Source organism: Streptomyces thermocarboxydus, assembly GCF_024760485.1.
GTDB classification, from domain to species: domain Bacteria; phylum Actinomycetota; class Actinomycetes; order Streptomycetales; family Streptomycetaceae; genus Streptomyces; species Streptomyces cellulosae.
Genome location: NZ_CP058273.1, coordinates 6787318 through 6811971 on the forward strand (window position 1 = coordinate 6787318; position 24654 = coordinate 6811971).

The following is a 24654-nucleotide window of genomic DNA, read 5'->3' on the forward strand; positions in this document are numbered from 1 at the left end:
TGGACGTGATCAGCGACACGTCCGAATTGCCCGACGGGCGTGCGATTACTCACAGCATCTTCACGTCGTGGGACGTATGCTTCACGGTATGTCCACCACTGTTGAACCCTCCTCCGAGCGATCGGCTGCCGAGGTCAACGAGGAGATCCGGGCCCTGTGGCTCCGGTCGGGCGGGACACTCAGCGTCGAACAGCGCGAGGAGTACCAGCGCCTGGTCCAGGAGTGGGCCTCGGCCCTCCCGCAGGCGGCCGCCGAAGCGGCCTGACCGGCCTCGGCAATGACGATCGGGCACCCGTGACCGCACGGGTGCCCTTGCCTTCTCACCCCCACATCGCCGAGTACTGCCTCCGGTACGCCTTGCGGTCCTGCTCGGCCCTGATCCACCGCGACGCCACCAGCGCCACCAGGCTCCCGCCGATCACCAGCAGCCCGGGACCCACGTTCCGCGGGTCCGACAGCCGCGACACCAGCGTCGACGGGTCCGGCAGGATGCCCCGCACCGGCGCCGACGACCCCGGCGTGGCCGCGCCCGGCGCCGCCACGCCCTGCGCCTGCGACGGACCGGGGGAGGGGCTGTCGCCGTCCGCCCCGGGCGCCACGATCAGCTTCAGATCCAGGTCCGCCAGCGCCTTCGTCACCGGCTGGAAGTACGTGATGCCGCCCGAGCGGCAGTCGCCGCTGCCGCCCGAGGTGACGCCCAGCGCGATTCCCTCGGAGAACATCGGCCCGCCGCTGTCCCCGGGCTCCGCGCACACGTCCGACTCGATCAGCCCGCCGACGGTCCCCTCCGGGTAGTTGACCGTCACGTCCAGCGCGGTCACCTCCCCGTCGCGCAGCCCGCTGGTGCTGCCGCTGCGGAAGATCCGCTGACCCACCGTCGGTTCGGCCACCCCGGTGATCCGCACACCCTTGCCGCCGCCCACCGCGACCACACCGGCGTTCTCGCCCGCCTTGCCGCCGTCGTACGCGATCAGCGAGTAGTCGTCGCCGGGGAAGCTGCCCTCGACGGTGGTGCCGACCTTCCGCCGGCCCCCGCTGTCGGAGAACCACACCGACCCCTGCGGCCCGCAGTGCCCGGCGGTGAGGATGAACTCCCTTTGCCCGTCGGTGACGTTGAACCCGGCCGAGCAGCGGCCGGCCGTCGACAGCACGGGCAGCCCGCCCGCCAGCCGGGTGGTGAAGGCGCCCTCCACCCGCTCCATGCGGACGAAGTCGCCGATGCCGTCGGCCACGTCGGTGAGGTCCGACCAGTCGTCCTCGGACACCGTGCTGTCGCCGCGCACCACCACCTGGTTCGACCGGTAGTCCTTCATCCAGGCCGTGCCGGGCACCCGTGGCGCCGAACTCAGCGTCTTCGTCGCGGAGTCGAAGTCGTCCATGCTGTGCCGCACCATCTTCGGCTCGGCGCCCGCCGCCCGCACCTCCGCCGCGGCCTCCTCGTCGGTGACCGCCACGACCGTCCGGCCGTCCTCGCCGACCCAGCTGCCCGCCGTACGGGACGTGCCGAGCCGCTGGACCAGCCCCGCGCCCGGACCGGACGCGTCCGCGGGGGAGGCGGTGGAGAACGGGACGGCGTCGGGCGTGCCGGGCTCACTCGCCACGGCGTGCGTGACCATCGTGCCGCCCAGCAGGAGTCCGCCGACAGCCGCCAGCCGTGTCACTCGCCGGACCACCCGTCGTCGTGCGTGCCTCATGCATGGCTCCAGAACCTCGACAGCGCGGTGCGCGCACCGCGGGGGCCTCCCTCGGGCAGAGCGCCCCTCGTCCATACGGCTCCGGGGCCCGCCGTGTTCACCGCGGGCGGGACCGGGTTCGCCTCAGCCGCCCGTCCGCACCGAGGGGTTGGGAACGGACAGGCCCAGCGCGACCGCCGTACGGCCGTCGCCCCACACCGACGCCGGGTCGACGTAGGGACGCAGCAGCGCCGTGAGCTCCGGGTCGCCGTTCCCGCGCAGGGCGTCGCCGGCCGCCTTGCGGGCGATCCCGGCGAGGAAGTCCGCCAGCTGCACCCGCGGATCGTCCCGCGCGACGACCAGCCGCAGCTCCGCCAGCGCGACACCGGACCGCCGGGCGGTCTCCTCGATCCACGCGATGCGCTCCGGCGTCAGCAGGTTCTGCCGGTCGTGCACCAGCCGCACCGGCCGCCGTTCCGGCCCGCTCCAGTACGCGGCCGTGGCGACGATCGCCGGGAGCAGCGGGTTGAGGACCGGGATACGCACCGCCGGGCCGTCGAGCAGCCCCGCCCGGTACGCCTCGGCCCGCCCGCGCCCCGCCGCCAGCCGCTCCAGCGCCGGACCGGCGTCGCTGCCGGCGTACGCCCGCCGCAGCTCGTCCAGCGTCTCGAAGAACAGCGGCACGGAGGACCCCGGCTCGGCCCCGTTGCGGGTGCGCAGCAACTGGTTCGCCCCGGACAGGAAGCGCTGCCAGTACTCCGCGCCCAGCGCTTCCCGGACCGACCGGTACAGCCCCGCCGCCGCGCCCGGGTCGTCGAGCAGCACGCGGGCCAGCCGGTCCACCACGAAGTACGACTTCTCGGTGAGATGCACCCGCGCCGCGCCGTGCAGCGGCCCGCCCGGCGCGAGGAACCACTCCAGCACCGCCCGGTGCTTCTCCCGCAGCAGATGGGTCGCCTTGTACTCGGTGGCGGGGGAGCGGATCCGGTCGCGGATCTCCCGCAGGGCCCGGGCCGCGTCCGCCGCGGGGACGTGGACACCGGCGTGCGCGAACACGTCCGTGTTCCCGCCGGTCAGGTTCTCGCCGTCCGACCCCGACTCGTCGCAGGCGACCTCCCGCACCGGCCCGTCGTCGCCGGGCGGCGCCCCGAAATCCTGATGTGGGTCCACACCACGCCCCCTATCGTGTGCTTCATGACCAGGATCCCGCACGATACGTCCGGTGAGCCGAATCCCCTCAACGCCTTTTCCCTCGATCAGCTGCGCCGCCGCACCAGCATGAAGTGGCGCACCTACCCGGAGGACGTCCTCCCGGTGTGGGTGGCCGAGATGGATGTGGCGCCGCCCGGACCGGTCGTGCGGGCGGTCACCGACGCGATGGAGTCCGGCGACACCGGATATCCCGCCGGGACCGCCTACGCCGAGGCGCTGGCCGCCTTCGCCGACAAGCGGTGGGGCTGGTCCGGGCTCGCCGTGGAGCGCACCGCGATCGTGCCGGACGTGATGCTGGGCGTGGTCGAGATGCTCCGGCTGGTCACCGGACCGGGCGACCCGGTCGTGGTGAACCCGCCGGTCTACCCGCCCTTCTACGACTTCGTACGCCACGCGGACCGCCGCATCGTGGAGGCGCCGCTGGGCGACGACGGTCGGCTCGACCTGGACGTCCTGGAGCACGCCTTCCGCGGGGCGACCGAGGGCGGCGGCCGGGCCGCCTACCTGCTGTGCAGCCCGCACAACCCCACCGGCACCGTCCACACCGCCGAGGAGCTGACCGCGGTGGCCGCGCTCGCCGAGCGGCACGGCGTACGGGTCGTCGCCGACGAGATCCACGCGCCCGTGGTGTTCGAGGGCGCGCGCTTCGTGCCGTACCTGAGCGTGCCCGGCGGCGAGCGCGGGCTGTCGCTGATGTCGGCGTCCAAGGCGTGGAACCTGGCCGGTCTCAAGGCGGCCCTCGCGGTCGCCGGGCCCGGCGCGGGCGACGATCTGGCCCGGATGCCGGAGGTGGTCGGCCACGGCCCGAGCCATGTCGGCATCCTCGCCCACACCGCCGCCCTGCGCGACGCCACCGGCTGGCTGGACGCCCTGCTCGACGGCCTCGACGCCAACCGACGGCTGCTCACCGACCTCCTCGCCGAGCACCTGCCAACGGTCCGCTGCCGCCCGGGAGACGCCACCTACCTCGCCTGGCTGGACTGCCGCGACCTCGGCCTGGGCGACGACCCCGCCCAGGTGTTCCTCGACCACGGCCGGGTGGCGCTCACCGGGGGCCTTCCCTTCGGCACGGGCGGCGCGGGCCATGCCCGGCTGAACCTCGCCACCTCGCCCGAGCTGCTCACCGAGGCGGTGCGGCGCATGGCGGCCGCCGTGCGCGCGGCGGGCGGCACCCGTGGCTGACGCCGCCTTCGCCCACCCCCGTCTCGCCGCCCTCTACGACCCGCTCGACCCCGACCGCAGCGACCTGGACGCGTATCTGGGCATGGCGCGGGAGTTCGGCGCCCGCCGGGTGCTGGACATCGGCTGCGGCACGGGTGTGTTCGCGCTGCTCCTCGCCGACGAGGGGATCGACGTCGTGGGCGTCGACCCGGCGGGCGCCTCCCTCGACGTCGCCCGCGCCAAGCCGGGCGCCGGGCGCGTCCGCTGGATCGAGGGCGACGCGACGTACCTGCCCCCGCTCACGGTCGACCTGGCCACCATGACGGCCAACGTCGCCCAGGCCGTCGCGGACCCCGGCACCTGGCAGGCCACCCTGCGCGGCGCCCACGCGGCCCTGCGCCCCGGCGGCCGCCTGGTCTTCGAGACCCGCGACCCGGCCCGGCACGCCTGGGAGAGCTGGACGCGGGAGCACTCGTACACCCGCGCCGACGTGCCCGGCGTCGGCGCGGTGGAGAGCTGGCACGAAGTGACCGTCGTGGACGGCCCGTTGGTCACGTTCCGCACGACGTACGTGTTCGCGTCGGACGGGCAGGCGCTGACCTCGGACTCGACGCTGCGGTTCCGGGAACGCGAGGAGGTCGAGGCGGACCTCAGGGGCCACGGCTACGTGCTGGAGGACGTACGGGACGCGCCCGACCGGCCCGGCCGGGAGTTCGTGTTCGTGGCGCGGCGGCCGTAGGTGGCCGCAGGGGGTGTCGGGTGGACGGCGTGCCGGCCGTGGCGCGCGGACAACTCCCGGCGGGACACGCCGGAGGAGGCCTAGACTCGACGCATGGACGACGCGTTGCGGGACCGGTTCGGGGCGGGGAAGTACCTGCTGCTCACCAGCTACCGGAAGAACGGCACGCCCGTCGCCACCCCGGTGTGGGTGGTGCGCGACGGTGACGCGCTCGGTGTGTGGACCGCCGCCGACTCGTGGAAGGTCAAGCGGATCCGCGCCCGCGGGGACGTCCTCGTGGGGCCCTGCGACCTGCGTGGCAATCCGACCGGCGACCAGGTCCCGGCCACCGCGGAAATCTGCGACGCGGACACGACCGCCCGCTACCGGCAGCTGATCGCGCGCAAGTACGGTCTGATGGGCCGCCTCACCCTGCTGGGCAGCAGGCTGCGCCGGGGCGTGGACGGCACGGTGGGCATCCGGATCACCCTCTGAACTCAGCCCGTTGCGCCGGACGTTGGGGCTGTCAGGTCCAGGCCCGCAACGGCTCGTCGACCAGCTGGAACACCGGCTCGCCGCGCACCGGGTCCTCGGCGGCCGACAGCCGTACCCGGTCGCCGCTGTGGATGCCGATCGGCGGGCCCATGACGCGGCCCCGCACCACGAACCCCTCGGCCATCTCTATCAGCGACACGTTGCGCGCCGCCGGGGTGTTGCGGTGCAGCACCGTCGAGTGGCGCACCGTGCCGAAACCCGCGCTGCGTTCCGTGCGCAGATCGCTGCCCTGGCAGACCGGGCACAGCAGCCGGTGGTACATCGCCGTGCCGCACCAGGTGCAGCGCTGGAAGAGCATGGCCTCCTGGTCGGTGCTCCGCCCGTCGGGGCCCTGCGGTTCGAGCAGGCGCGTGGAGCCGGCTGCCTGCTGAGCGACGCTCCCTGAGAAGTGGTACACGCTGGTCAACTCCCTGCACTCGGCCGGACTCCGCGTGACCGGTCGCCCGGCACGCGCCTGCCCGGTGGCCGTGCCACCGCGCACGGCCACAGAGTATGGCACTGAGTGCCACGAGTAAAGGCACTCCGTACCCTCTTCTGTGGAAGGGGAAGTGGAGGGGTCTGCACCGGCGCAGGCCGGGCATACGGGCAACACCCCTACGGAAGGAGCCCGTTCATGCTCGGCATAGTGGCGGCAGTGCTGTTCTTCATCGCTTTCCTCATCAACGCGGCGGACATCGCGACCAACGACGTGTTCTCCTCGGTGAACGTGATGCTGCTGGGGCTGACCGCCCTCGCTCTGCACGTCGCCGGCATCGGGGCCGGCCGGCCCGGCAGACGCTGACCCGTCCCCTCCGGGGCCCGGCGGCACGCACGACCGCCGGGCCCCGCTGCGTCAGTCGCAGGCGCGGGGGTTGGCCCACAGCTGACGGAACTGCTCGATGTACCGGTTGGTGACCCAGCCGTTGATCACCCGCAGCATCGCGTCGTTGGCGCGGGTCGCGGAGTTCTCCGTCAGGTTGTACGAGCCGACGAACACGGCCTTGCGCCACTGCCCGGCGTACTTCGCGTCGAGCACGATCACCTTGTTGTGGCTGTAGCCGTCGCAGCGGACGTCGGACGAGGCGATGCCCTTCGCCAGCAGGGTGTCCCGCCCGGCGCCCTTCTGCACCACGACCTTCACGTCGCAGCCCAGCGACTCCAGCCGGTTCAGCTGGGCGATCACGCCGGACGAGTAGGAGCTGGAGTCGAGCAGGCTCGCCTCCACCCACACCCGGTCGTTGCCCTCCGCGCAGTCGCTCACGTTCCCCAGGACGTCCGCCACCCGCGTGCTGTGCGGCTGCGGGAAGAAGTAGGCCTTCGACAGGTCGTTGCCGCCGTCGTGGGTGCGCGAGGCGTCCGTGCCCCAGGTGACCCCGTCGTAGGTCCAGCTCTTGGCGTTCAGCCGCCGCCAGTAGTTGACGTACGCCGAGAACAGCGCGGCGTCGTCCCGTACGACGAGCATGTTCTGCGCGTGCCGGGCCTGCGTCGAGCCGATGTTGCTGGACGACTGCATCACCAGCTTGGTGTCACCCTTCCTGATCAGGAAGAACTTGTTGTGCATCGCCCCCGACCCCGGGGTCGCGCAGGCGTCGGCGCAGTAGGTGATGCCGATGTCCGCCTTGGCCAGCTCCGTCTTCACCGCGGCTGCCGCGGTGCCGATCACCAGCCGGACGCTCACCCCGCTGTCGGCGGCGTTCACCAGCGACGAAGCCAGGGCGAGGCCGCCGCCGTCGGCCTTCCAGTCGTACAGGGCGATCCGGATGTAGTTGCCCGACTCCCCGGCCGCGGAGGCCCTCGCGGTCGCGTCGACCTTCCCCCTGATCCTGGAGACGAGGAGGGTGCTCTCCGTCTCCCCGTAGATGAAGCAGGTCTCGTAGTTTCCGTCCTCCTGGCAGCCGGCCGTGGCGGCCGACGCGCTCGGCACGCACACGACGGCGAGCAGCAGGGACAGGGTCAGCAGGAGGGCCGATCCGAGCGATCGCCCTTCACGCGCACGCCAGTTGGAGATCATCCGGCTGATGATAGAAGCGAACGCCGCTCCGCAGAGCAGCCCCGTCGGCCATCCTCCGCCGACTGCGGTGACGTCGTACCGGCGACCGCGCGACTGTGCGTCGGCTGTGTATCCGCCGTGCATCACCGCAGGTCGGACGGGTGGTGCACGCTCCTCCGCCCGGGGGTTCATCCGCGCGGCGAGGCATCATGGAGAGCCTGCCCCGCCGCCTACCCGACCGGAAGCACATGCCTGACACCTCCGCCGTCACCGTTCTGCTCGTCGAGGACGACGAGGTGATCCGCCGTTCCGTCGCCCTGGCCCTCGAGCGCTACGGCTACCGGGTCACCACGGCCGCCGACGGGTTCGACGGACTGGAACGGTTCCGGGACGACCGCCCCGACCTGCTTCTCCTCGACGTGATGCTGCCCGGCCTGGACGGCATCGGCCTGTGCCGCCGCATCCGGGAGACCAGCACGGCTCCCATCCTGATGATGTCGGCGCGCGGAGACTCCCTCGACGTGGTGTCCGGCCTCGAAGCCGGCGCCGACGACTACGTGGTCAAACCGGTCGACACCGCCGTGCTCGTGGCCCGTATCCGCTCCCTCCTGCGCCGCGCCACGTTCCCGCCCGCGCGCCCGGGAACGGGGAGAGGCACGGGGACGCCCGACCGGCTCGTCTTCGGCGATCTGGCCATCGACCCGGCCGCCCTGGAGGTGTACCGGGACGGCGAAGAGGTCGCCCTCGCCCCGACCGAGCTGCGACTGCTCCTGGAGTTCGCCGAGCACCCCGGCATCGTGCTGGACCGCCAGACCCTGCTGCGCAACGTGTGGGACTACGGCTGGGACGGCGACTCCCGCGTGGTCGACCTGTGCGTGCAGCGGCTGCGCAAGAAGATCGGCGCCGACCGTGTCGAGACCGTCCGCGGCTTCGGCTACAAACTCCGCCGGTGACCCGGACCACCGGCATGCCGATCGTACGAGCGCTGCTCAACCTGCGGTCCCTGCACTGGAAGATCATCCTCCTGGTGTCCGCCGCCTGCGCCGCGATGGCCCTCACGGTGGGCGTGCTGGTGCACGAGTCGACGCTGCGACGGTCGATGCACGAGGGCGCGGTCAAAGCCGTCGACCAGCTCGACCGGGCGCGACAGGAAGCCCGCCGCACCGGCCGTCCCGCGCCTCTCGCGGACCCGGCCGGGCTGCCGGACCCCCTTCTGCGCCAGGTCGAACGACACGGACAGGGCACCTACTACGAGGACGGCCCGCCCGCACCCGTCTACTGGGCCGCCGAGCAGAAGGACGGGCAGCTCTACGCGCTGAGGACGGACATGACGGCGGACCTGCTCACCCGGCAGGCCCTGGACCGGCACCTGTGGAAGTACTCCCTGGTCACCCTCGCCGTCGTGATCCCGGCGACCGCCCTCGTCATGGAGCTGCCCGCCCGCCGTCTGCGCCGGGTCGCCCGCACCGCACGCCGTATCACCGCGGGCGACCTCCAGGCGCGCACCGGGATGGGACGCCGGGGCGGCGACGAGATCACCGAGATCGCGGCGACGGTCGACGCGATGGCCGACAGCCTGCGCGACCGGCTGGCCGGCGAACAGCGCTTCACCGCGGACGTCGCCCACGAACTGCGCACCCCGCTGATGGGCCTGGTCACCTCGGCGGGCCTGCTGCCCGAGGGGGAGGCGACCGAACTGGTCCGGGACCGGGTGCGGGTGCTGCGCGACCTCGTCGAGGACCTGCTGGAGATCTCCCGCCTCGACGCCGGCGCGGAACGGGTCGAGCCACGGCGGGTGCCCCTGGCCGAGCTGATCGAGGACTCGGTGGCCCGCACCGGCCTCCCGGCGACGGTCACCGCGACCGGTGCCCCGGTGGCCGAGACTGACCCGCGTCGCCTGGACCGCATCGTCACCAACCTGGTGGTCAACGCCCACCGGCACGGCGCGACGCCCGTGGAGGTCGACGTCTCCGGCCTGACGATCACCGTGCGGGACCACGGTCCCGGCTTCCCGCCGGACCTGCTGGCGCACGGCCCGCAGCGGTTCCGTACGGGAGCGGAGCAGCGGGGCCGGGGTCACGGACTGGGTCTGACGATCGCCCAGGGCCAGGCGAAGGTGATCGGCGCACGACTCGACTTCCGTAACCGTCCGGACGACGGTGGAGCCGTGGCGGAGGTGCGTCTTCCGGACGGCGCCGACGACCGCTGAGCGGGGTGCCCGTCCGAGCGGGACGCCCGTCGTCTTACCGGGGGCTGATACACAACCGATGCCCGGCCGCGCGCCGCCCGCGCCCCGGAGTCCGCCGTGCGGACGCACCACCCCCGCAGCCTTGCTGCCGTACTCGACGTGCGTCAGCCCGGAGGTGGCCCCCATGTTGTCCCTGCCCTCAGTTCCCCGCCGCGTGTGGACGGCCGTCGGCGCCCTGCTGCTCCTGGCCGCCCTCACGGCGCTGGTGGCGCTGCCCCGGCCCGAGAACCGGGACGCGTCCGCCCGCCAGGGCAATGCCCCGACGAAGATCGTCGACAGCGACATCCCGTGGCCGAGGGAAGGACAGGCGGCCGTCGCCCTGGAGGGTTCCGGCCAGGTGCTCACGCACGGCGCGCAGCGGCCCGTACCGATCGCGAGCCTCACGAAGGTGATGACCGCGTACGTCGTCCTCACCGGGCACCCCCTGCGCCCCGGCGAGGAGGGCCCGCGGATCGAGGTGGACCGGCAGGCCGCGTACGAGGCCGGTGTGGGCGGCGAGTCGACGGTCGTCGTCACACCCGGCGACCGCCGCACCGAGCGCGAACTCCTGCAACTGCTGCTGCTCCCGTCGGCGAACAACATCGCCCGTCTGCTGGCGCGCTGGGACGCCGGGAGCGAGGAGGCGTTCGTACGGAAGATGCAGCGCGCCGCACAGGACCTGGGCATGCGCGACACGACGTACACGGACGCCAGCGGCATCGCGTCGGCGACCACCAGCACGGCCGCCGACCAGCTGAAACTGGCCCGGGAGGCGATGCGGAACCCCGTCCTGCGGGACATCGTGGCGACCCGTGAGACCACCGTGCCCGGGGCCGGCCCGGTGGCCAACACCAACACCCTCCTCGGCACGTCGGGCGTCGTCGGCCTCAAGACCGGCTCCAGCACCCCGGCGGGCGGCAACCTGCTGTGGGCGGCGGAGACCGACGGCACGCACCTGCTGCTCGGGGCGGTGCTGCACCAGCGTGCCAACACGACACCGGCAGAGGGCCTGACGGCCGCCCTGGAGGCGAGCCGCACCCTGATCGACGGCTTGCGCGCCCGCCTGCGGTCCGCGGGCTCCGAGAGCTGACCGACGACGATGACTGCCATGACAGCGGCCCCGGGGAAGCGCCCCCGAGGCACCCTCACCACCACCTGCGCCGTGCTCCTCGCCGCGGTGCTCGCCCGCCCCGAACTCATCCCGACGGCCCCGGGCCACCTGGGCAGCCTCACGGACACGCTGCTCCCCTGGACGGTCCTGGCCCTCCCGGCCCTGCTCGCGGCCGCCCTGCTGCGCCGCTCCCGCGCCGCCTTGGCAGCGGTGGCCCTGCCCCTCGTCCTGTGGCTGACCGCCTTCGGCGGCACCCTCACCGACAAGTCGGCCCCAGACGGTGACCTCACCGTGGTCAGCCACAACGTCAACCAGGACAACCCCGACCCGCAGGGCACCGCGCGCGGGCTGCTCGCCGCGCACGCGGACATCCTGGCCCTGGAGGAACTGAGCCCCGAGACGGCGCCGGCGTACGAACGGGCCCTGGCCCCCGCGTACCGCCACCACTTCCACCAAGGGACGGTCGGCATCTGGAGCGTGTATCCGCTGCACGACGCACGCAGCCTGCCGATCATGCCGTGGTCCCGGGCCCTGCGCGCCACGGCCGACACACCCCACGGCCCCCTGACGGTCTACGTCGCCCACCTCCCGTCGGTACGGGTGACCCCCACGGCCGGCTTCACGACAGCCGCCCGCGACGAGGCACTGCGCCGCCTCACGAACCGCATCCGGGCGGAGAACGCCCCTCGCTCCCTGCTGCTGGGCGACTTCAACGGCACCGCCGACGACCGCGCCCTGCGCCCGCTCACCTCCCGCTTCACCTCGGCACAGGCGACGGCGGGCGCGGGCTTCGGGTTCACCTGGCCGTCCGGCTTCCCGGTGGTCCGGATCGACCAGATCCTCGTCGAGGGGGGACGGGCCACGTCGGCCTGGACCCTGCCGGCCACCCGGAGCGACCACCTCCCGGTCGCGGCGACCATCACCTTCTGACGTGCGGGGACGGACGACCTGCGGAACGGTGGCGGGCAGAGCGATGAACTTCGCACGGCGACGGGGTCAATCCCTGTACGCCGACCGCCACCGGGCCGGCCCCGCCGCACCCCGAGGAGATCCTCATGACCGCGACCTACACCTTCGACGTCTTCTCCAGCCTTGACGGCTACGGCGCCGCCGGCGGCGACTGGACCGGCTACTGGGGCAAACAGGGCCCGCAACTCCTCGACCACCGGCTCGCCCAGCACGCGGGGGAGCAGCGCATGGTCTTCGGCGCGAACACCTACCGGGCCTTCGCCCGGATGCTGGCCGAGAGCACCGACGAGTCGGACGTCCGCGACCCCTGGGTCACCCGCATGCGCAACCTGCCGACGATCGTCGTCTCCAACACCCTTCAGGAGCCCCTGGAATGGCCGGACGCCACGGTCGTCAAGGGCGACGCGGTCGAGGTGGTGGCCCGTCTGAAGGAGGAGTCCGACGTGCCGCTGCGCTCGCACGGCAGCCTGTCGATGAACCGTGCCCTGATGGCCGCCGGCCTCGTCGACCGCCTCCAGGTGACGGTCTTCCCGGTCGTCACCGGCCGCACCGGCCTGGACCGCGTCTTCGAGGGCGCGGCCGACTTCGACCTCGAACTCCTGGAGTCCCGCACCCTGGACGACCGCATCCAGGAACTGGTCTACCGGCCCACGCCGCACTGACACCGCCGACCGCGACACAGACCCCGGCGGCCCGGACCGGCGTAGGACCCGAAGGGCCCCCTCCTTCCGCCTGCCGGCCGGAGTTACAGTGGGCGTCACTGCCAGCACGCGGGAGGGGACCTGCCGTGACCGGAACCGCACCCGCGACCCAGGTGATCGTTCACCACCCCGACCGGGCGACACGTCTTCGGCCGAGCACCGGCGTCACCCGGATCGGCGTCACCGGTCACCGCACGATCCCGCCCGCCGCGCAGCCCGCGGTGCGGGCAGGACTGCGCGCGCTGTTCCACGGCCACGGTGACGACGCACAGCTGGAGGCGCTGACCAGCCTCGCCGCCGGAGCCGACCAGCTCTTCGCCGACATCGCCCTGGCGCACGGGGTGCCGGTGACGGCCGTCATTCCCGGCATGGACTACGAGGCCCACCTGGGCGACGCCGCGACCGTGCACGACTACCGGCGCATCCTGCGGTCCTGCACCGAGAAGGTGCAGCTGCCGCCCGAGCCGACGCACGAGGAGGCGTACTTCGCGGCAGGCCGGTGGATCGTCGACCACGCCGACCACCTCGTCGCCGTGTGGGACGGCCGCCCGGCGCGCGGACTCGGCGGCACCGGCGACGTGGTCGCGTACGCGCGCCGCAGCGGGGTCCCGGTCACCGTGCTGTGGGAGCCGGGAGTCCTGCGCGACTGACCGTCCTCGGCGCCGCTAGCGTCCGAAGGTGCCGAGCCAGTCCGAGTGCTGAGGGGAGACCAGCCGTTCCGCCTCGGTCACCGCGTCCGCCCAGCCGCTCTCCGTCACCGTCGTCGTCATGGCGACCCGCAGGGTGTCCAGATCCTGTTCGACGAGCGAGTGGGCATAGGTGAGCGGCCGGTGCCGGCGCAGCTCCTGCCACGCCACGCCCGCCGCCGCGGCCGTGCTGAACAGCCCCGTCAGGTCCCAGCCGTCGAACATACCGAGGGCCCGCAGCACGGCGGCCATGAGCGCGAGCAGGGTCAGGAGGGCGGTGACCGACGACCAGAGCGCCGCGGCCCGATGGGCCTGTGCGGCACGGTTCTTGTACCAGAGCTGCTGTTCGAGCAGCCGGTCGCGCAGGTAGATGTCCCGGCGCACCTCGAACGCTTTGGAGCGCACCGCGCGCATCGTGGCCGTGATCTGTCCCGCCCCCCGGGCGGCGGGCCCGTTGCGGGGGTCCTGCCAGCCGACCTTGCGCAGCTCACGCAGCCGCGCCTCCAGGTGCTCCTCGAACAGAGCCTCGGGGTGGGGCACCCGGGAGTGGAACGGGCCGCCGTGCACCATGTACTGCCACGCCAGCGACTTCAGCAGTTCGGCCGCCGCCCGGTGCGCCTGCCAGCGGGTGCGGGCGCGACGCCGGGCGATGTGCAGGCCCAGACCGATGCTCGCGGCGTACAGCACCGCCGCGACCACGGCGGGGACGCGGCTGTCGAGACGCTCGGCCAGCATGGCGGCCGTGGTGGCGGCCAGCAGAACGAACAACTGCGTCCGGACGACGCGAAAGGATTCACTCTGACGGGCGATCGCCCATTGATCACTTGATTGGAACAGCGGCGGCAGGTCTCTGTCGCTGACCATGGTGCTGGGCCCAGGAAGAGCGGCGCTCATCGACCACCCCCGAAGTCTTCGGCCGCGCTGAGGGCTTACGAGTATGCGGTGGCAGCCGACCTATGGCTAGCGCCTGGGGTAGGGTCCGCCTCGAACCGTGCTGTCCCCACAGCAGTTGTCCGAGGACCACCATGGCACCGGACCTCAGGTCCCCCTGGACCGGGGACAAGCCGGTGCCCATGGAAGGAGACATCGGAACGATGAACGAACCAATGATCGCCGAGCGCACCTCTGAGTCCCGTCGACGCCTCACTCCGCTCGCGGCGATCGACCCGCGTGACGCCGCCAGAACTGCCGCCCGATTGAAGAACAGCGACGGTCGGTACCCTGCCAAGCCGGTCACGTTCGACTCTGCGCTCTGAGCCTGCTGGGAATTCGGACCGGACAATCGGAACACCGCAGCACGAGGCGGGTCCCGCCCGGCTCTGTTTCGCCGGGCGCGGCCCCTTCTGGTTCCGGGTCCCCTGCGTCGAGAACATCCTGTCAAAGTCGTAAACGCTGGGAGAATTGGCGCTTCAACTCAGGGCGGCGCGTAATTGACGTTAGAATGGCGCATTCCGCGTGCTGGGCCGTAGTCTGTCGTAAATGAAGGCCCCCGCGGGCGCTCCGCTCCGCCAACTCGTGCTCAAGATTCACAGTCGCTGTGATCTGGCGTGCGACCACTGCTACGTCTACGAGCACGCGGACCGCAGCTGGAAGGCGCGGCCCAAGGTGATGGCCGAGGAAACGGCCGCACGGACCGCCCGCAGGCTCGCCGACCACGCACGATCCCACCAGCTCGATTCCGTCAGCGTGATCCTGCACGGAGGGGAGCCCCTCCTCGCGGGCCCCGCCCGCATCCGCGCCATCTGCGCCGAACTGCGCACCACGGTGGGCGCGGTCACGGACCTGGACCTGGCCGTCCACACCAACGGCGTGCAGTTGAGCCGACGTCACCTGGACGTGTTCAAGGAGTTCGACGTCCGCGTCGGCATCTCCCTGGACGGTGACCGTGCCGCCAACGACCGGCATCGCCTCGACCGCCGGGGCCGCAGCAGCTACGACCGCGTCCTGACCGCCGTCCGGCTGTTACAGGAACCCGAGTACCGCCACCTGTTCGGCGGGCTGCTCTGCACGGTCGACGTGGAGAACGACCCCCTCGCCGTCCACGAGGCGCTCACCGCGCTCGACCCGCCCCGCATCGACTACCTCCTGCCCCACTCCACATGGGACACCCCTCCCCCTCGTGGTGCCTCCGGATCCTCGACGCCCTACGCCGACTGGCTGCTCGCCGTCTTCGACCGCTGGCTGGAGCAGGGGCAGAAGGTGCCGGTCAGAACCTTCGACTCCGTGCTCAGCACCCTGCGCGGAGGCCCCAGCCTGACCGAGGCCATGGGACTGGCGCCCTCCGACCTGGCCGTGGTCGAGACGGACGGCGCCTTCGAGCAGGCCGACTCTCTCAAGGTCGCCTACGACGGCGCCCCGGCCACGGGGTACGACGTCTTCCGGCACGGCTTCGACGAGTTCGTCCGGCACCCCGGTGTCCAGGCCCGGCGGCTCGGCATCGCGGGCGTCTCCGAGACCTGCCGGCGATGCCCCGTCGTGCAGTCCTGCGGGGGCGGCCTGTACGCCCACCGCTACAGCAGCGAGCGTCTGTTCGACAATCCGTCCGTCTTCTGCGACGACCTGCGCGCCCTCGTCGACGGCATCGCGGAACGCATCACCGAGCGGGCCTTCTTCCCGGGCGTCACCGACTCCGGCGAACTGCGCCTCGCCCAGCTCGAACGGGACCGTGAACTCCTCGCCCACCTCAACGAACGCCTCGCGGGCGACGCCGAATGGGACGAGATCTGGCAGAGCCTGCTGTACCTGGACGCCGACGCACGGACCGCCGATCACCTCGACCGGGTGCTGGCCCACAGCCACGTACGCGCCTCGCTGGCGTACGCCCCGGTCGGCGCCGAGGTCACCGCCCGTGTCGCGACCGTCGCGCTGTCGGCCGCCGTCCACGCCCGCTCGTCCCTGCGCCTGTCCTGGCTCCACCACGCCGACGTGCTGCACCTGCCGACGCTCGGCACGCTGACCCTGTCCGCCCCGGCACGCGTCCAGGCGGAGGTGGACGGCGCCTCGCTCACCATCACGATGCCGGACGGCGACCGCATCACGGTGAAGGGCGACGCTCCCGCCCCCGGGTGGCGGCCGTCGGTCCTCGTGGACATGCCGGGACGCGGGCAGCTGCTCGTCGACGACGCCGACCCGTGGCGCGACCGCTTCCAGACCGAGGTGGCCGAGCCCTTGGAGCTTGCTGAGCTTGCCGTCTTCGCGGAACGCCTGCGCACGGCCCACCGCATCCTGTCCAAGCAGGACCCCGACTGGGCCGACGGGCCCAACGCCCTGCGCGCCGACACCGTCACCCCGCTCGCCCCCGGCGCCGGGGTATGGCTCGACACCGACGGAACCGGCGCCCTCGGGGTGGCACTCGACGCCGATCCGGCCGCCGTCGCCGACGCACTGCCCCGGCTGGGCCGGCTCGCCCGCCTGGCGGACCTCCGCCGGGCCGCCGACCTCCATGTGCCGGGCACCCGGGCCGGCCGCCTGCTGACCGACGCCGTCGAGGCACTGGCACGAGGGGAACGGGCGCGGGCGGAGTCCGCCCTCGAGGAACTGGACGGCCCGGCGGCCCGCGACCTGACCGAGAACGGAGCCGCCCTCGTCAAGGAACTGCGGGCGGAGACGGGGCTGTTCCGTGGCTGACCGGGCGGCGTTACGGACCCTGTTCGAGAGTGCGGGCGTCCCCCGGGGAGGCGTGCTCATGGTGCACGCGTCCCTGAGCGGCACCGGCGCGGCCCCCGAGACGGTGCGCGACGCACTGCTCGACACACTCGGGCCCGGCGGAACGCTCGTGGTGCCCGCCTTCACCCCGGAGAACTCCGACACCTCCCGCGCCCACCGGCAGATCGTCGAGGGACTGGACGAACGGCAGGTCCGCGAGTTCCGGGCGACGATGCCGCCCTACGACCCGGACACCACCCCCTGCCCCACGATGGGCGCCCTCGCCGAATGCGTACGGACCACACCCGGCTCCGTGCGCAGCGCCCACCCGCAGACCTCCCTGGCCGGACTCGGTCCGCGCGCGGCCGAGTTGCTCGACGGCCACCATCCGCACTGCCACCTCGGCGAACGCTCCCCACTGGCCAAGCTGTACGAGGCGGACGCCCGCATCCTCCTGCTCCGCGTCGGGTTCGAGGCGTGCAGCGCACTCCACCTCGCCGAGTACCGGACCACTCCACCGCCGCCCCGCCGGACCTACCGGTGCGTGGTCGAGGAGAAGGGCAACTGGATCGAGTACGAGGACGCGGCCCTCGACGACAGCGACTTCGCACGCGTCGGACAGCGGCTGCCGAATGATCTTCTCGTACGCCGGGAATGGTCGGGACGACCGGTCGTGCAGTTCCGGATGCGTCCCGTCGTCGACGAGGCGATCCGCCAACTGCCGTGCCGTACGCCATGATTGGCGTGAAACAGCCGGTCCGCACGGGGTAGTTGTGGGGCACATTTGTTGGCCTCGGTCGGTGCCCGGACGGCGGGGGGCGGCAGCGGGTGGGGGGATGTGTTGAACGTACCCGGACGGGGACGGAGCCGGGCTTCGGACGATCAGCCCTACTTCTTTCTGAGTTACGCGCACACACCGCGTGTGGGCAACGGCGGCGGTGATCCCGATCATTGGGTGCGCGTGCTCTACCAGGACCTGTGCAGCACCATCATGCAGCTCACCGATCTGCCGGCCGACGTACCCGCCGGGTTCATGGACCGCGAGATGAGCTCGGGCGACGGCTGGCCCCAGGTCCTGAGCGAGAACCTCGCGCGCTGCCGGGTGTTCGTGCCGCTGCTGTCCCGGCGCTACTTCGCCAGCGAGATGTGCGGCCGGGAGTGGTACGCCTTCAACGAGCGGCAGCTGCAGGTCCAGGCCGTCGACGGCAGGGAGGTGTCCGCCATCGTGCCCGCTCTGTGGACCGGCATCGACTACACCCAACTGCCGGACTCCGTACGCCACATCCACCTCGACCAGTCCTCCTTCGGTGACCGCTACGCCACCAACGGCATCTACGGACTGATCAAGCTGAAGCGGCTGCGCGACGAATACGAGGAGACCGTGCACACGCTCGCCCAGCGCATCGTCCAGGTGGCCGAGCAGAGCGCACTCCCGCCGAGCAGGCCCCGCGACTACGAACACACCCCCAGTGCCTTCCGGCCACGCGGCGAAGGACCCCGGCGCATCCATCTCACCGTGGCCGCGCCCACCCGCCACACCCTCCCGGAGAACCGCGACCCCGGGCCCTACGGCGACGACGCCCAGGACTGGAACCCGTACCACTCGGAGTCCACCCGGCCGCTGCCCGCGATCGCCCAGGAGCTCATCCGCTCGCTGGACTACCGGATCACCGTCTCCTCCTTCGACGACGAGGACACCGACACCGTCCCGGGGGAGACCGGCCCAGGACCGGACGGCAAGGCGGAGGCCCGTCCCGGCATCCTGCTGGTCGACCGCTGGGCCCTCACCGACGACGAACGACGCCGCCGGCTGCGGGACTTCGACCGTGTGTCACGCCCCTGGACCAGTGCCATCGTGCCGTGGAACCGGGCGGACCTGCAGTGCCACAGCGAGCGGGGCAAGCAGCTGATCGCCACCCTGGAGGAGACGCTGCCGCACATCCTGGAACGCGGCAGACGCACCGACTGCCGTATCGCGGTCAACGGCGTCCCCACCCTGAAGGCGTTCACCGACGTGCTCCCCGCCGTCGTGGCGCACTCCACCCGGCAGTACCTCAAGCACGCCGAGGCCCATCCGCCGCCCGGCCCGCACGTACCGAGGCCACGGCTCATGGGCCCCGTCCAGCCGCCGTACCCGGCAGGCGAACCCGACGACGAAGGAGAAGCATGACGGCCGCGCGGGACGGACGCATCATCACGTTCTACTCGTACAAGGGCGGCACCGGGCGGACCATGGCCCTGGCCAACACGGCGTGGATCCTCGCCGCCAACGGCAAACGCGTGCTGGCGGTCGACTGGGACCTGGAGGCGCCCGGACTGCACCGCTTCTTCCACCCGTTCATGGACCTCGAGGCGCTGTCGGCCACCCCGGGTGTCATCAACATCATCGAGGACTACGCCTGGGCCGCGACCACCGGCCCCCGCGAGCGGCCCGACGACTGGCACCTCCCCTACGCGAGCGTGGAACAGCACGCGCTGTCCGTGAACCCGGAACGCTTCGACCTGACCTTCCAGGACGGCGGCTCGCTGGACTTCCTCTCCGCCGGACGCCAGGACCGTGCGTACTCGACCACGGTGACGTCCTTCGAATGGGACAACTTCTACGAGCGCCTCGGCGGCGGCAAGTTCCTCGACGCCCTGCGCGCCGACATGAAGGCGACCTACGACTACGTCCTGATCGACAGCCGCACCGGCCTGTCCGACAACGCCGACATCTGCACCATCCAGATGCCCGACGTCCTGGTCGACTGCTTCACCCTCAGCGACCAGTCCCTCGAAGGCGCGGCCGCCGTCGCCCGGAACATCGAGGAGGGCTACCGGCCGCGGCGCATCCGGGTGCTGCCCGTGCCGATGCGCATCGACGAGGGCGAGAAGGAGAAGGTCGATGCCGGCCGGGCGCTCGCCCGGGCCCGGTTCGAAGGGCTGCCCAAGGGACCCGGCGGCCGGGGACTCAGTGCCCAGGAGCTGAGCGCCTACTGGGGGAACGTCGAGATCCCCTACCGCCCCTACTACGCGTACGAGGAGACCCTCGCCACCGTCGGTGACGAGAGCGGCATCGCCAACTCCTTGCTGTCCGCCTTCGAGCGGCTGACCGCCGTCATCACCGACCGCGAGGTCACCTCCCTGCCGCCGCTCCCCGAATCCGTGCGGCTGCGCTGCCGCGACGCCTATGTGAGACGGCGGCCGCACGCGGCAGCAGCCGGTTTCCTCGTCGCCTACGCCGCCGAGAACCGCACCTGGGCCGACTGGGTCCGCCATCTGCTCCGCAGGGCGGGCTGCGACGTCACCCTGCACGACGTCTCGACCGGTCCCGTGACGCCGCCCGATCCGTCCGTCCGCACCGTGGTGCTGCTGTCGAAGGTGTTCGAGACGTCCCGGCACGCCGACTCCGTACGGCACGCCCTCGCCGGCCGGCAGGACGACACCGGCCGCCCGCCGGTCGTCACAGTGCGGGTGGACGAGGTCCAGCACCTTCCGGAAAGCTTCGTCGACCTCCTCCGCCTCGACGAGGAGGAGTGCGTGACCGCCCTGCTGCGCGCGCTCGACCTGCCCCTCCAGCCCGTCGAGTCGGCGTCCTCCGCACCCCGCTTCCCCGGAAACACACCGGCCATCTGGAACGCGCCGCAGCGCAGCGCCACCTTCACCGGACGCAACGCGATCCTGGAACGGGTGCGCAACCAGCTCGGCGGCACCGGCGGACCGCCCCAGCCCCAGGCCCTGTGGGGACTCGGGGGAGTGGGCAAGACCCAGCTGGCCGTCGAGTACGTGCACCGCTTCATGGCCGACTACGACCTGGTGTGGTGGACGTCCGCCGAGCACATCGACGACGTCGTCGCCTCGCTGGCCGAACTGGGAGTGCGGATCGGCGTGCCCGCCGGTGACGACATCGCCCTGGCATGCCAGGAAACCGTGCACCGTCTGTCCCGCGGACTGCCCACGAAACGCTGGATACTCGTCTTCGACAACGCCGACTCCCCGGAGCAGCTGGCCCGCTGCCTCCCCAACGGTGGAGGCGGCCACATCCTCGTCACCTCCCGCAACCAGGGCTGGGCCCAGCAGGGCCTGGCCGAGCAGATCGACGTCTTCCTGCGTGAGGAGAGCGTCGAGCACCTGATCCGCCGGACCGACGGGGGACTGACGCCCGAGGAGGCCGAACGGGTCGCGGAGGCCGTCGGCGACCTGCCGCTCGCGGTGGAACAGGCGGCGGCCTGGCTCGCCGAGACCGCCACCCCCATCGAGCAGTACCTGGAGCAGCTGTCCCGGCAGACCACCGCGGTGCTCGCGATGAACCAGCCGGCCGACTACCGTGCGACGGTCGCCGCCACCTGGAACATCTCGATCACCCAGATGCAGGAGCGCTCCCGCGCCGCCGTCCGGCTCCTTCAGCTGTGTGCCTTCCTCGGCCCCGAACCCATCTCCGCGCAACTGCTGTACAGCAAGGAGATGCTCGAGGCACTCAAGCCGTACGACCCTGCCCTGCAGGAGAGCCTGCTGCTCGGCCGGATCATCCGCGAGATCGGCCGGTTCGCCCTCGCCAAGGTCGACCAGAAGACCAACAGCATCCAGGTGCACCGCCTGGTGCAGGCGGTCATCCGCTCCCAGATGTCGCAGGAGGAGCAGCGGGAGGCCCTCCGCGTGGTGCACCAGGTGCTGGCCGGCGCACGCCCCGACGGCGACGAACCCATCGACGACCCCGAGACCTGGCCCCGCTTCGCCCTCATCTGGCCGCACCTCGCGGCCTCGGAGGCCCGCAGCAGCGAGGTGACCGAGACCCGCAGACTCCTCATCGACCGCGTCCGCTACCTGTGGAAGCGCGGCGACTTCCCCGCCGCCAGACGGCTCGCGGAGGACGTGCTCGACCACTGGCGCACGACGCTGGGCGAGGACGACATCCAGTACCTGTACCTGCGCTGCCAGCTCGCCAACATCTGGCGGTCGCAGGGGCGTTACGTGGAGGCGCGGGAGATCAACGAGGAACTGCTGGAACGGCAGACCCGCGTGCTCGGCCCCACCCACCCGCACACGTACGTCACCATGTCGTCACTCGCCAGCGACCTGGCCGCCCTGGGCGAGTACAGCAGGGCGGTGGAGCTCGCCGGCCAGGCGCACCGCGGCTTCGGCCAGATCTTCCACGAGTCGCACCGGCGCACACTGAGCGCGGCCAACAACCTCGCCACTGCCCTGCGCATGGTCGGCAAGTACGGCGAGGCGCGCAAGATCGACCAGGACACTCTGGACCGCCGCATGGACGTTCTGGGGCCCGAGCACCCCTACACGCTGGCATCCATGGAACGTCTCGGCCGTGACCTTCGAGAGGTGGGTCAGTACGCGGAGTCCGTGACGATGCTGGCGCGCGCCTACGAGGCACACAAGCGCCTCCTGGGCAAGGAGTTCCCCGGAACGCTGCGGTGTGCCAAGTCGCTGGCGGTGTCCCTGCGCAGGAATGGCCAACTCGAGGACGCCCGACGGCTCACCACGGCGACCCGGGAGCAGTACCGGGCCCAGTACGAGGCGCCGACGCCCGACTCACTGGCCTGCGATCTGAACATGGCGGCCGACCTGTTCGCGGCGGACGAGCACGAGGCCGCACGTGAGGTGGCCCTCGAAGCACTCGCCGAGTACATGAAAGTGCCGGGAGAGGCACACCCCTACACCCAGGCCGCGCTGAACAACCTGGGCATCTTCCACTGGGGTTGTGGTGATCTGGGGGAGGCGAAGGCTGTTTTCCTCAAAGTGCTGAACCGGATGACGGAGGTGCTCGGTGCGGAGCACCCGCACACCCTCTTCGCCGAGGCCAACTACGCCAACGTGCTGTTCGACGAGGGACAGTACGAGGAAGTGAGGGGCCGTGAGGAGCGTGCGCTGGCCGCGCTGCGCGTAGCCCTGGGCGAGCACCATCCCGAGGCGTTGGCGGTCGCTGCCAACCTTTCGCTCACCCTGCGGGCCCTAGGTCGCGAGGCGGAAGGGCTGGCACTGAGGGACGAGGTGCTGACGGAACTGCGTCGGCTGCTCGGCGAGGACAACGGCATCACCCGGGTGGCCACACGGGAGCAGCGCATCTACCGGGACCTCGAACCCCTGGGGGTGTGACGGTCAGCCGGAGAGCAGCCAGTCCAGGACCCGGGGGAGGGCCCGGAGTGCGGCGAAGTGGGCCGCCGCGGGCTCGAGGACGGCCGTGGCACGCGGGATGCGCTCGGCGAGCCAGGCCGAGTGCGACGCCGGGGAGAACACGTCCTCCTGCCCGTGCCAGAGCAGCACGGGCACCCGGATCGACGCCGGGTCGAAACCCCAGGTGCCCGTGATGGCGAGCCCGTCGTCGATCCAGCCGTAGGGGGATGTCCGCAGTGCTTCCCGGTAGGCGCGAAGCAGCATTGACCGGACGGTGTTGTCGGAGACGATCAGCCGGTCGTCGGCGGTGAGATCGTCGCGAAGTTCCTCAAGCAGCCGGGCCGGATTTTCCCGGATGCGCTCGGAACGCGGAATGATGCCGGCGGCGAACCGCTCCGGATCACTGACGGCCGTCCGGAACTCGGTGACGTTCGACGGGGCCATGCCCGCGAACCAGTTCAGCCCCCGCGCGTCCCGCGGTGCGAGCCCCACCATGGCGGCCGCCCTCGTCACCCGGCCGGGCAGCAGCGCCGCGCAGGCCAGGGCGTGCGGGGCGCCGCCGGAGCGGCCGACGACCGCGAAGCGGTCCAGGCCCAGGGAGTCGGCGACATGGGCGACGTCCTCGGCGACATCCGCGACCCGGCGTCCCGGCCGGCGGTCGGAGCCGCCGTAGCCGGGACGGTCGTAGCTGATGAGCCGCGCGCCCCGCTGGTACAGGAAGAGGGACCGGGGTCTGGGGCCGACACGGCTGCCCGGCATGCCGTGCAGCAGGAAGACGGGGCGTCCGCGGGGATCCCCCGAGATCTCGATCCGTAACCGCCGTCCGTCCGCCGTCCGCACATGGTCGGGCACCGCAGCAGCTCCCCCTCCCCGGATCCGCGGTCGAGGACCCGGCTGCCGGGACTCTGCCCGTGCCCCGCACCGCCGAAACGACGGGGAGGGGCCGGCGGCCGGGCCTTCGCGGCCGTTCCTATGATCGACACACGTCGCCCCGAGGAGCCCCGATGCCCGCCGCCTGCCCCCGCATCCTGTACGTCACCGATCTGGCCTACCCGGCCCGTGGGCGGCGGTACTGCGACGAGGACATCTTCCTCACCTCCCGGCTGCGCGAGGAGTTCGACCTCGCGCTCTGCCATCCGCGGGACGCCGCCGCGCTGATGGGCGGGTTCGACGCGGTCGTGGTGCGCAACAGCGGGCCCGTGCTCGGGTATCTCGACGCCTACGAGGAGTTCCGCGCGCGGGCTCTCGCCGGCGGGGTGCCCGTCTACAACCCGCTGACCGGGCGCGGGGACATGGCCGGCAAGCAGTATCTGCTGGACCTGACCGACGCCGGGATGCCGGTCATCCCCACCGTGGGCCGGCCCGAGGACCTGCACCGGCTGCCCCGCGCGGAGCGGTACGTCATCAAGCCGCGGCTCGGCGCCGACTCGCACGGACTGCGGATCGTCCCCGCCGCCGAGGCGTCCGCCCCCGCCGACGGCGACGTCCTCGTGCAGCCGCACGTCGACTTCGCCTACGAGGTCTCGTTCTACTTCGTCGACCACCACTTCCAGTACGCCCTTCACACACCCGACCCGGCCGCGCGCTGGCGGCTGGAGCCCTACCTGCCCACCTCCGCCGACCTGGACTTCGCCCGGCGGTTCGTCGAGTGGAACACCCTCGGCCACGGCATCCAGCGGGTCGACGCCTGCCGGGCCCCGGGCGGGGAGCTGCTGCTGGTCGAGCTGGAGGACCTCAACCCCTACCTGTCGCTCGACGCCCTCGACGACGCGACCCGGGACGCCTTCGTCGCCGCGATGACGGCCTCCCTGCACCGCTTCCTGCGGGAGACCGAGGGCCTCCGCGGCTGAACCGGCCGCGCCCCGGTCACGTATCTCACGCCGTAGGCGGCTCAACTCCCGCGTCAGGCACGGAAGGAG

The 24654-nt window shown here is 72.1% G+C and carries 22 protein-coding genes; 16 read left to right on the top strand and 6 right to left on the bottom strand.

Features of this window, described 5'->3' with window-relative positions:
• Positions 1-76 precede the first annotated feature (76 nt).
• On the top strand, positions 77-265 hold the full coding sequence (locus tag AY578_RS31040; protein WP_019527206.1) for a hypothetical protein: 189 nt from the start codon (positions 77-79) through the stop codon (positions 263-265).
• A gap of 55 nt (positions 266-320) precedes the next feature.
• Here the strand turns inward: AY578_RS31040 and AY578_RS31045 are convergent, their stop codons facing one another.
• Together AY578_RS31045 and AY578_RS31050 are read right to left on the bottom strand one after the other, a co-directional pair.
• Complete coding sequence (locus tag AY578_RS31045) at positions 321-1694, bottom strand: S1 family peptidase (protein WP_037953023.1); 1374 nt, start codon at positions 1692-1694, stop codon at positions 321-323.
• 123 nt (positions 1695-1817) lie between these two features.
• Positions 1818-2843: a hypothetical protein gene (locus AY578_RS31050; RefSeq protein WP_020700222.1), complete on the bottom strand. Its 1026-nt coding sequence runs from the start codon at positions 2841-2843 to the stop codon at positions 1818-1820.
• A gap of 24 nt (positions 2844-2867) precedes the next feature.
• Between AY578_RS31050 and AY578_RS31055 the strand changes: the two genes are divergently transcribed.
• From AY578_RS31055 to AY578_RS31065, 3 genes are all read left to right on the top strand, one after another.
• Positions 2868-4067 (top strand): MalY/PatB family protein, encoded by a 1200-nt coding sequence (locus AY578_RS31055; RefSeq protein ID WP_026244175.1) that lies wholly within the window; start codon positions 2868-2870, stop codon positions 4065-4067.
• Entirely contained in the window at positions 4060-4785 is a 726-nt protein-coding gene (locus tag AY578_RS31060; RefSeq protein WP_028958978.1) for a class I SAM-dependent methyltransferase, read from the top strand. The genes AY578_RS31055 and AY578_RS31060 overlap by 8 nt, the downstream gene beginning before the upstream one ends.
• 93 nt (positions 4786-4878) lie before the next feature.
• Positions 4879-5259 (top strand): PPOX class F420-dependent oxidoreductase, encoded by a 381-nt coding sequence (locus AY578_RS31065; RefSeq protein WP_028958977.1) that lies wholly within the window; start codon positions 4879-4881, stop codon positions 5257-5259.
• Between the two features lie 31 nt (positions 5260-5290).
• Here AY578_RS31065 and AY578_RS31070 read toward each other — a convergent pair whose 3' ends face one another.
• Positions 5291-5716: a Zn-ribbon domain-containing OB-fold protein gene (locus AY578_RS31070; RefSeq protein WP_019527212.1), complete on the bottom strand. Its 426-nt coding sequence runs from the start codon at positions 5714-5716 to the stop codon at positions 5291-5293.
• Between the two features lie 216 nt (positions 5717-5932).
• Between AY578_RS31070 and AY578_RS31075 the strand changes: the two genes are divergently transcribed.
• Positions 5933-6100: a hypothetical protein gene (locus tag AY578_RS31075; protein ID WP_167338209.1), complete on the top strand. Its 168-nt coding sequence runs from the start codon at positions 5933-5935 to the stop codon at positions 6098-6100.
• Between the two features lie 51 nt (positions 6101-6151).
• Here the strand turns inward: AY578_RS31075 and AY578_RS31080 are convergent, their stop codons facing one another.
• On the bottom strand, positions 6152-7309 hold the full coding sequence (locus AY578_RS31080) for a phospholipase D-like domain-containing protein (protein ID WP_019527214.1): 1158 nt from the start codon (positions 7307-7309) through the stop codon (positions 6152-6154).
• A 227-nt stretch (positions 7310-7536) separates the two neighbouring features.
• Here AY578_RS31080 and cseB point away from each other — a divergent pair, with 227 nt between their 5' ends.
• From cseB to AY578_RS31110, 6 genes are all read left to right on the top strand, one after another.
• Positions 7537-8241, top strand: a complete 705-nt coding sequence (gene cseB, locus AY578_RS31085) for a two-component system response regulator CseB (protein WP_019527215.1) — start codon at positions 7537-7539, stop codon at positions 8239-8241.
• A 14-nt stretch (positions 8242-8255) separates the two neighbouring features.
• A complete protein-coding gene (locus AY578_RS31090) occupies positions 8256-9497 on the top strand; it encodes a sensor histidine kinase (RefSeq protein WP_026244176.1) in 1242 nt (413 codons plus the stop codon).
• Between the two features lie 163 nt (positions 9498-9660).
• Positions 9661-10605 carry a D-alanyl-D-alanine carboxypeptidase family protein gene (locus AY578_RS31095; RefSeq protein WP_078504682.1) on the top strand — a complete coding sequence of 315 codons (945 nt, stop codon included), beginning with the start codon at positions 9661-9663 and terminating at the stop codon, positions 10603-10605.
• An 18-nt stretch (positions 10606-10623) separates the two neighbouring features.
• Positions 10624-11556, top strand: a complete 933-nt coding sequence (locus AY578_RS31100; protein ID WP_019527218.1) for an endonuclease/exonuclease/phosphatase family protein — start codon at positions 10624-10626, stop codon at positions 11554-11556.
• Between the two features lie 125 nt (positions 11557-11681).
• A complete protein-coding gene (locus AY578_RS31105) occupies positions 11682-12257 on the top strand; it encodes a dihydrofolate reductase family protein (RefSeq protein WP_019527219.1) in 576 nt (191 codons plus the stop codon).
• Between the two features lie 155 nt (positions 12258-12412).
• Positions 12413-12946: a hypothetical protein gene (locus tag AY578_RS31110; protein ID WP_051101725.1), complete on the top strand. Its 534-nt coding sequence runs from the start codon at positions 12413-12415 to the stop codon at positions 12944-12946.
• Positions 12947-12961: 15 nt separating this feature from the next.
• On the opposite strand, the gene AY578_RS31115 is transcribed toward AY578_RS31110, so the two are convergent.
• Positions 12962-13846 (bottom strand): DUF4231 domain-containing protein, encoded by an 885-nt coding sequence (locus tag AY578_RS31115; RefSeq protein WP_237490768.1) that lies wholly within the window; start codon positions 13844-13846, stop codon positions 12962-12964.
• A 615-nt stretch (positions 13847-14461) separates the two neighbouring features.
• Between AY578_RS31115 and fxsBH the strand changes: the two genes are divergently transcribed.
• The 4 genes from fxsBH to fxsT all read left to right on the top strand — a co-directional run bounded on the left by fxsBH (position 14462) and on the right by fxsT (position 22717).
• A complete protein-coding gene (fxsBH, locus tag AY578_RS31120; protein WP_026244179.1) occupies positions 14462-16609 on the top strand; it encodes a radical SAM/SPASM protein FxsBH, inactivated beta-hydroxylase extension form in 2148 nt (715 codons plus the stop codon).
• 58 nt (positions 16610-16667) lie between these two features.
• Positions 16668-17366 carry an AAC(3) family N-acetyltransferase gene (locus tag AY578_RS31125; RefSeq protein ID WP_019527223.1) on the top strand — a complete coding sequence of 233 codons (699 nt, stop codon included), beginning with the start codon at positions 16668-16670 and terminating at the stop codon, positions 17364-17366.
• 99 nt (positions 17367-17465) lie between these two features.
• On the top strand, positions 17466-18797 hold the full coding sequence (locus AY578_RS31130; protein ID WP_234008006.1) for a TIR-like protein FxsC: 1332 nt from the start codon (positions 17466-17468) through the stop codon (positions 18795-18797).
• The gene (gene fxsT / locus AY578_RS31135) at positions 18794-22717 is read left to right on the top strand and encodes an FxSxx-COOH system tetratricopeptide repeat protein (protein ID WP_161232894.1); all 3924 of its coding nucleotides are present in this window, start codon (positions 18794-18796) and stop codon (positions 22715-22717) included. The genes AY578_RS31130 and fxsT overlap by 4 nt, the downstream gene beginning before the upstream one ends.
• Positions 22718-22720: 3 nt before the next feature.
• Here the strand turns inward: fxsT and AY578_RS31140 are convergent, their stop codons facing one another.
• Complete coding sequence (locus AY578_RS31140; RefSeq protein ID WP_019527226.1) at positions 22721-23587, bottom strand: alpha/beta fold hydrolase; 867 nt, start codon at positions 23585-23587, stop codon at positions 22721-22723.
• 152 nt (positions 23588-23739) lie between these two features.
• Here AY578_RS31140 and AY578_RS31145 point away from each other — a divergent pair, with 152 nt between their 5' ends.
• Positions 23740-24585 (top strand): ATP-grasp domain-containing protein, encoded by an 846-nt coding sequence (locus AY578_RS31145; RefSeq protein WP_161108684.1) that lies wholly within the window; start codon positions 23740-23742, stop codon positions 24583-24585.
• Positions 24586-24654 lie beyond the last annotated feature (69 nt).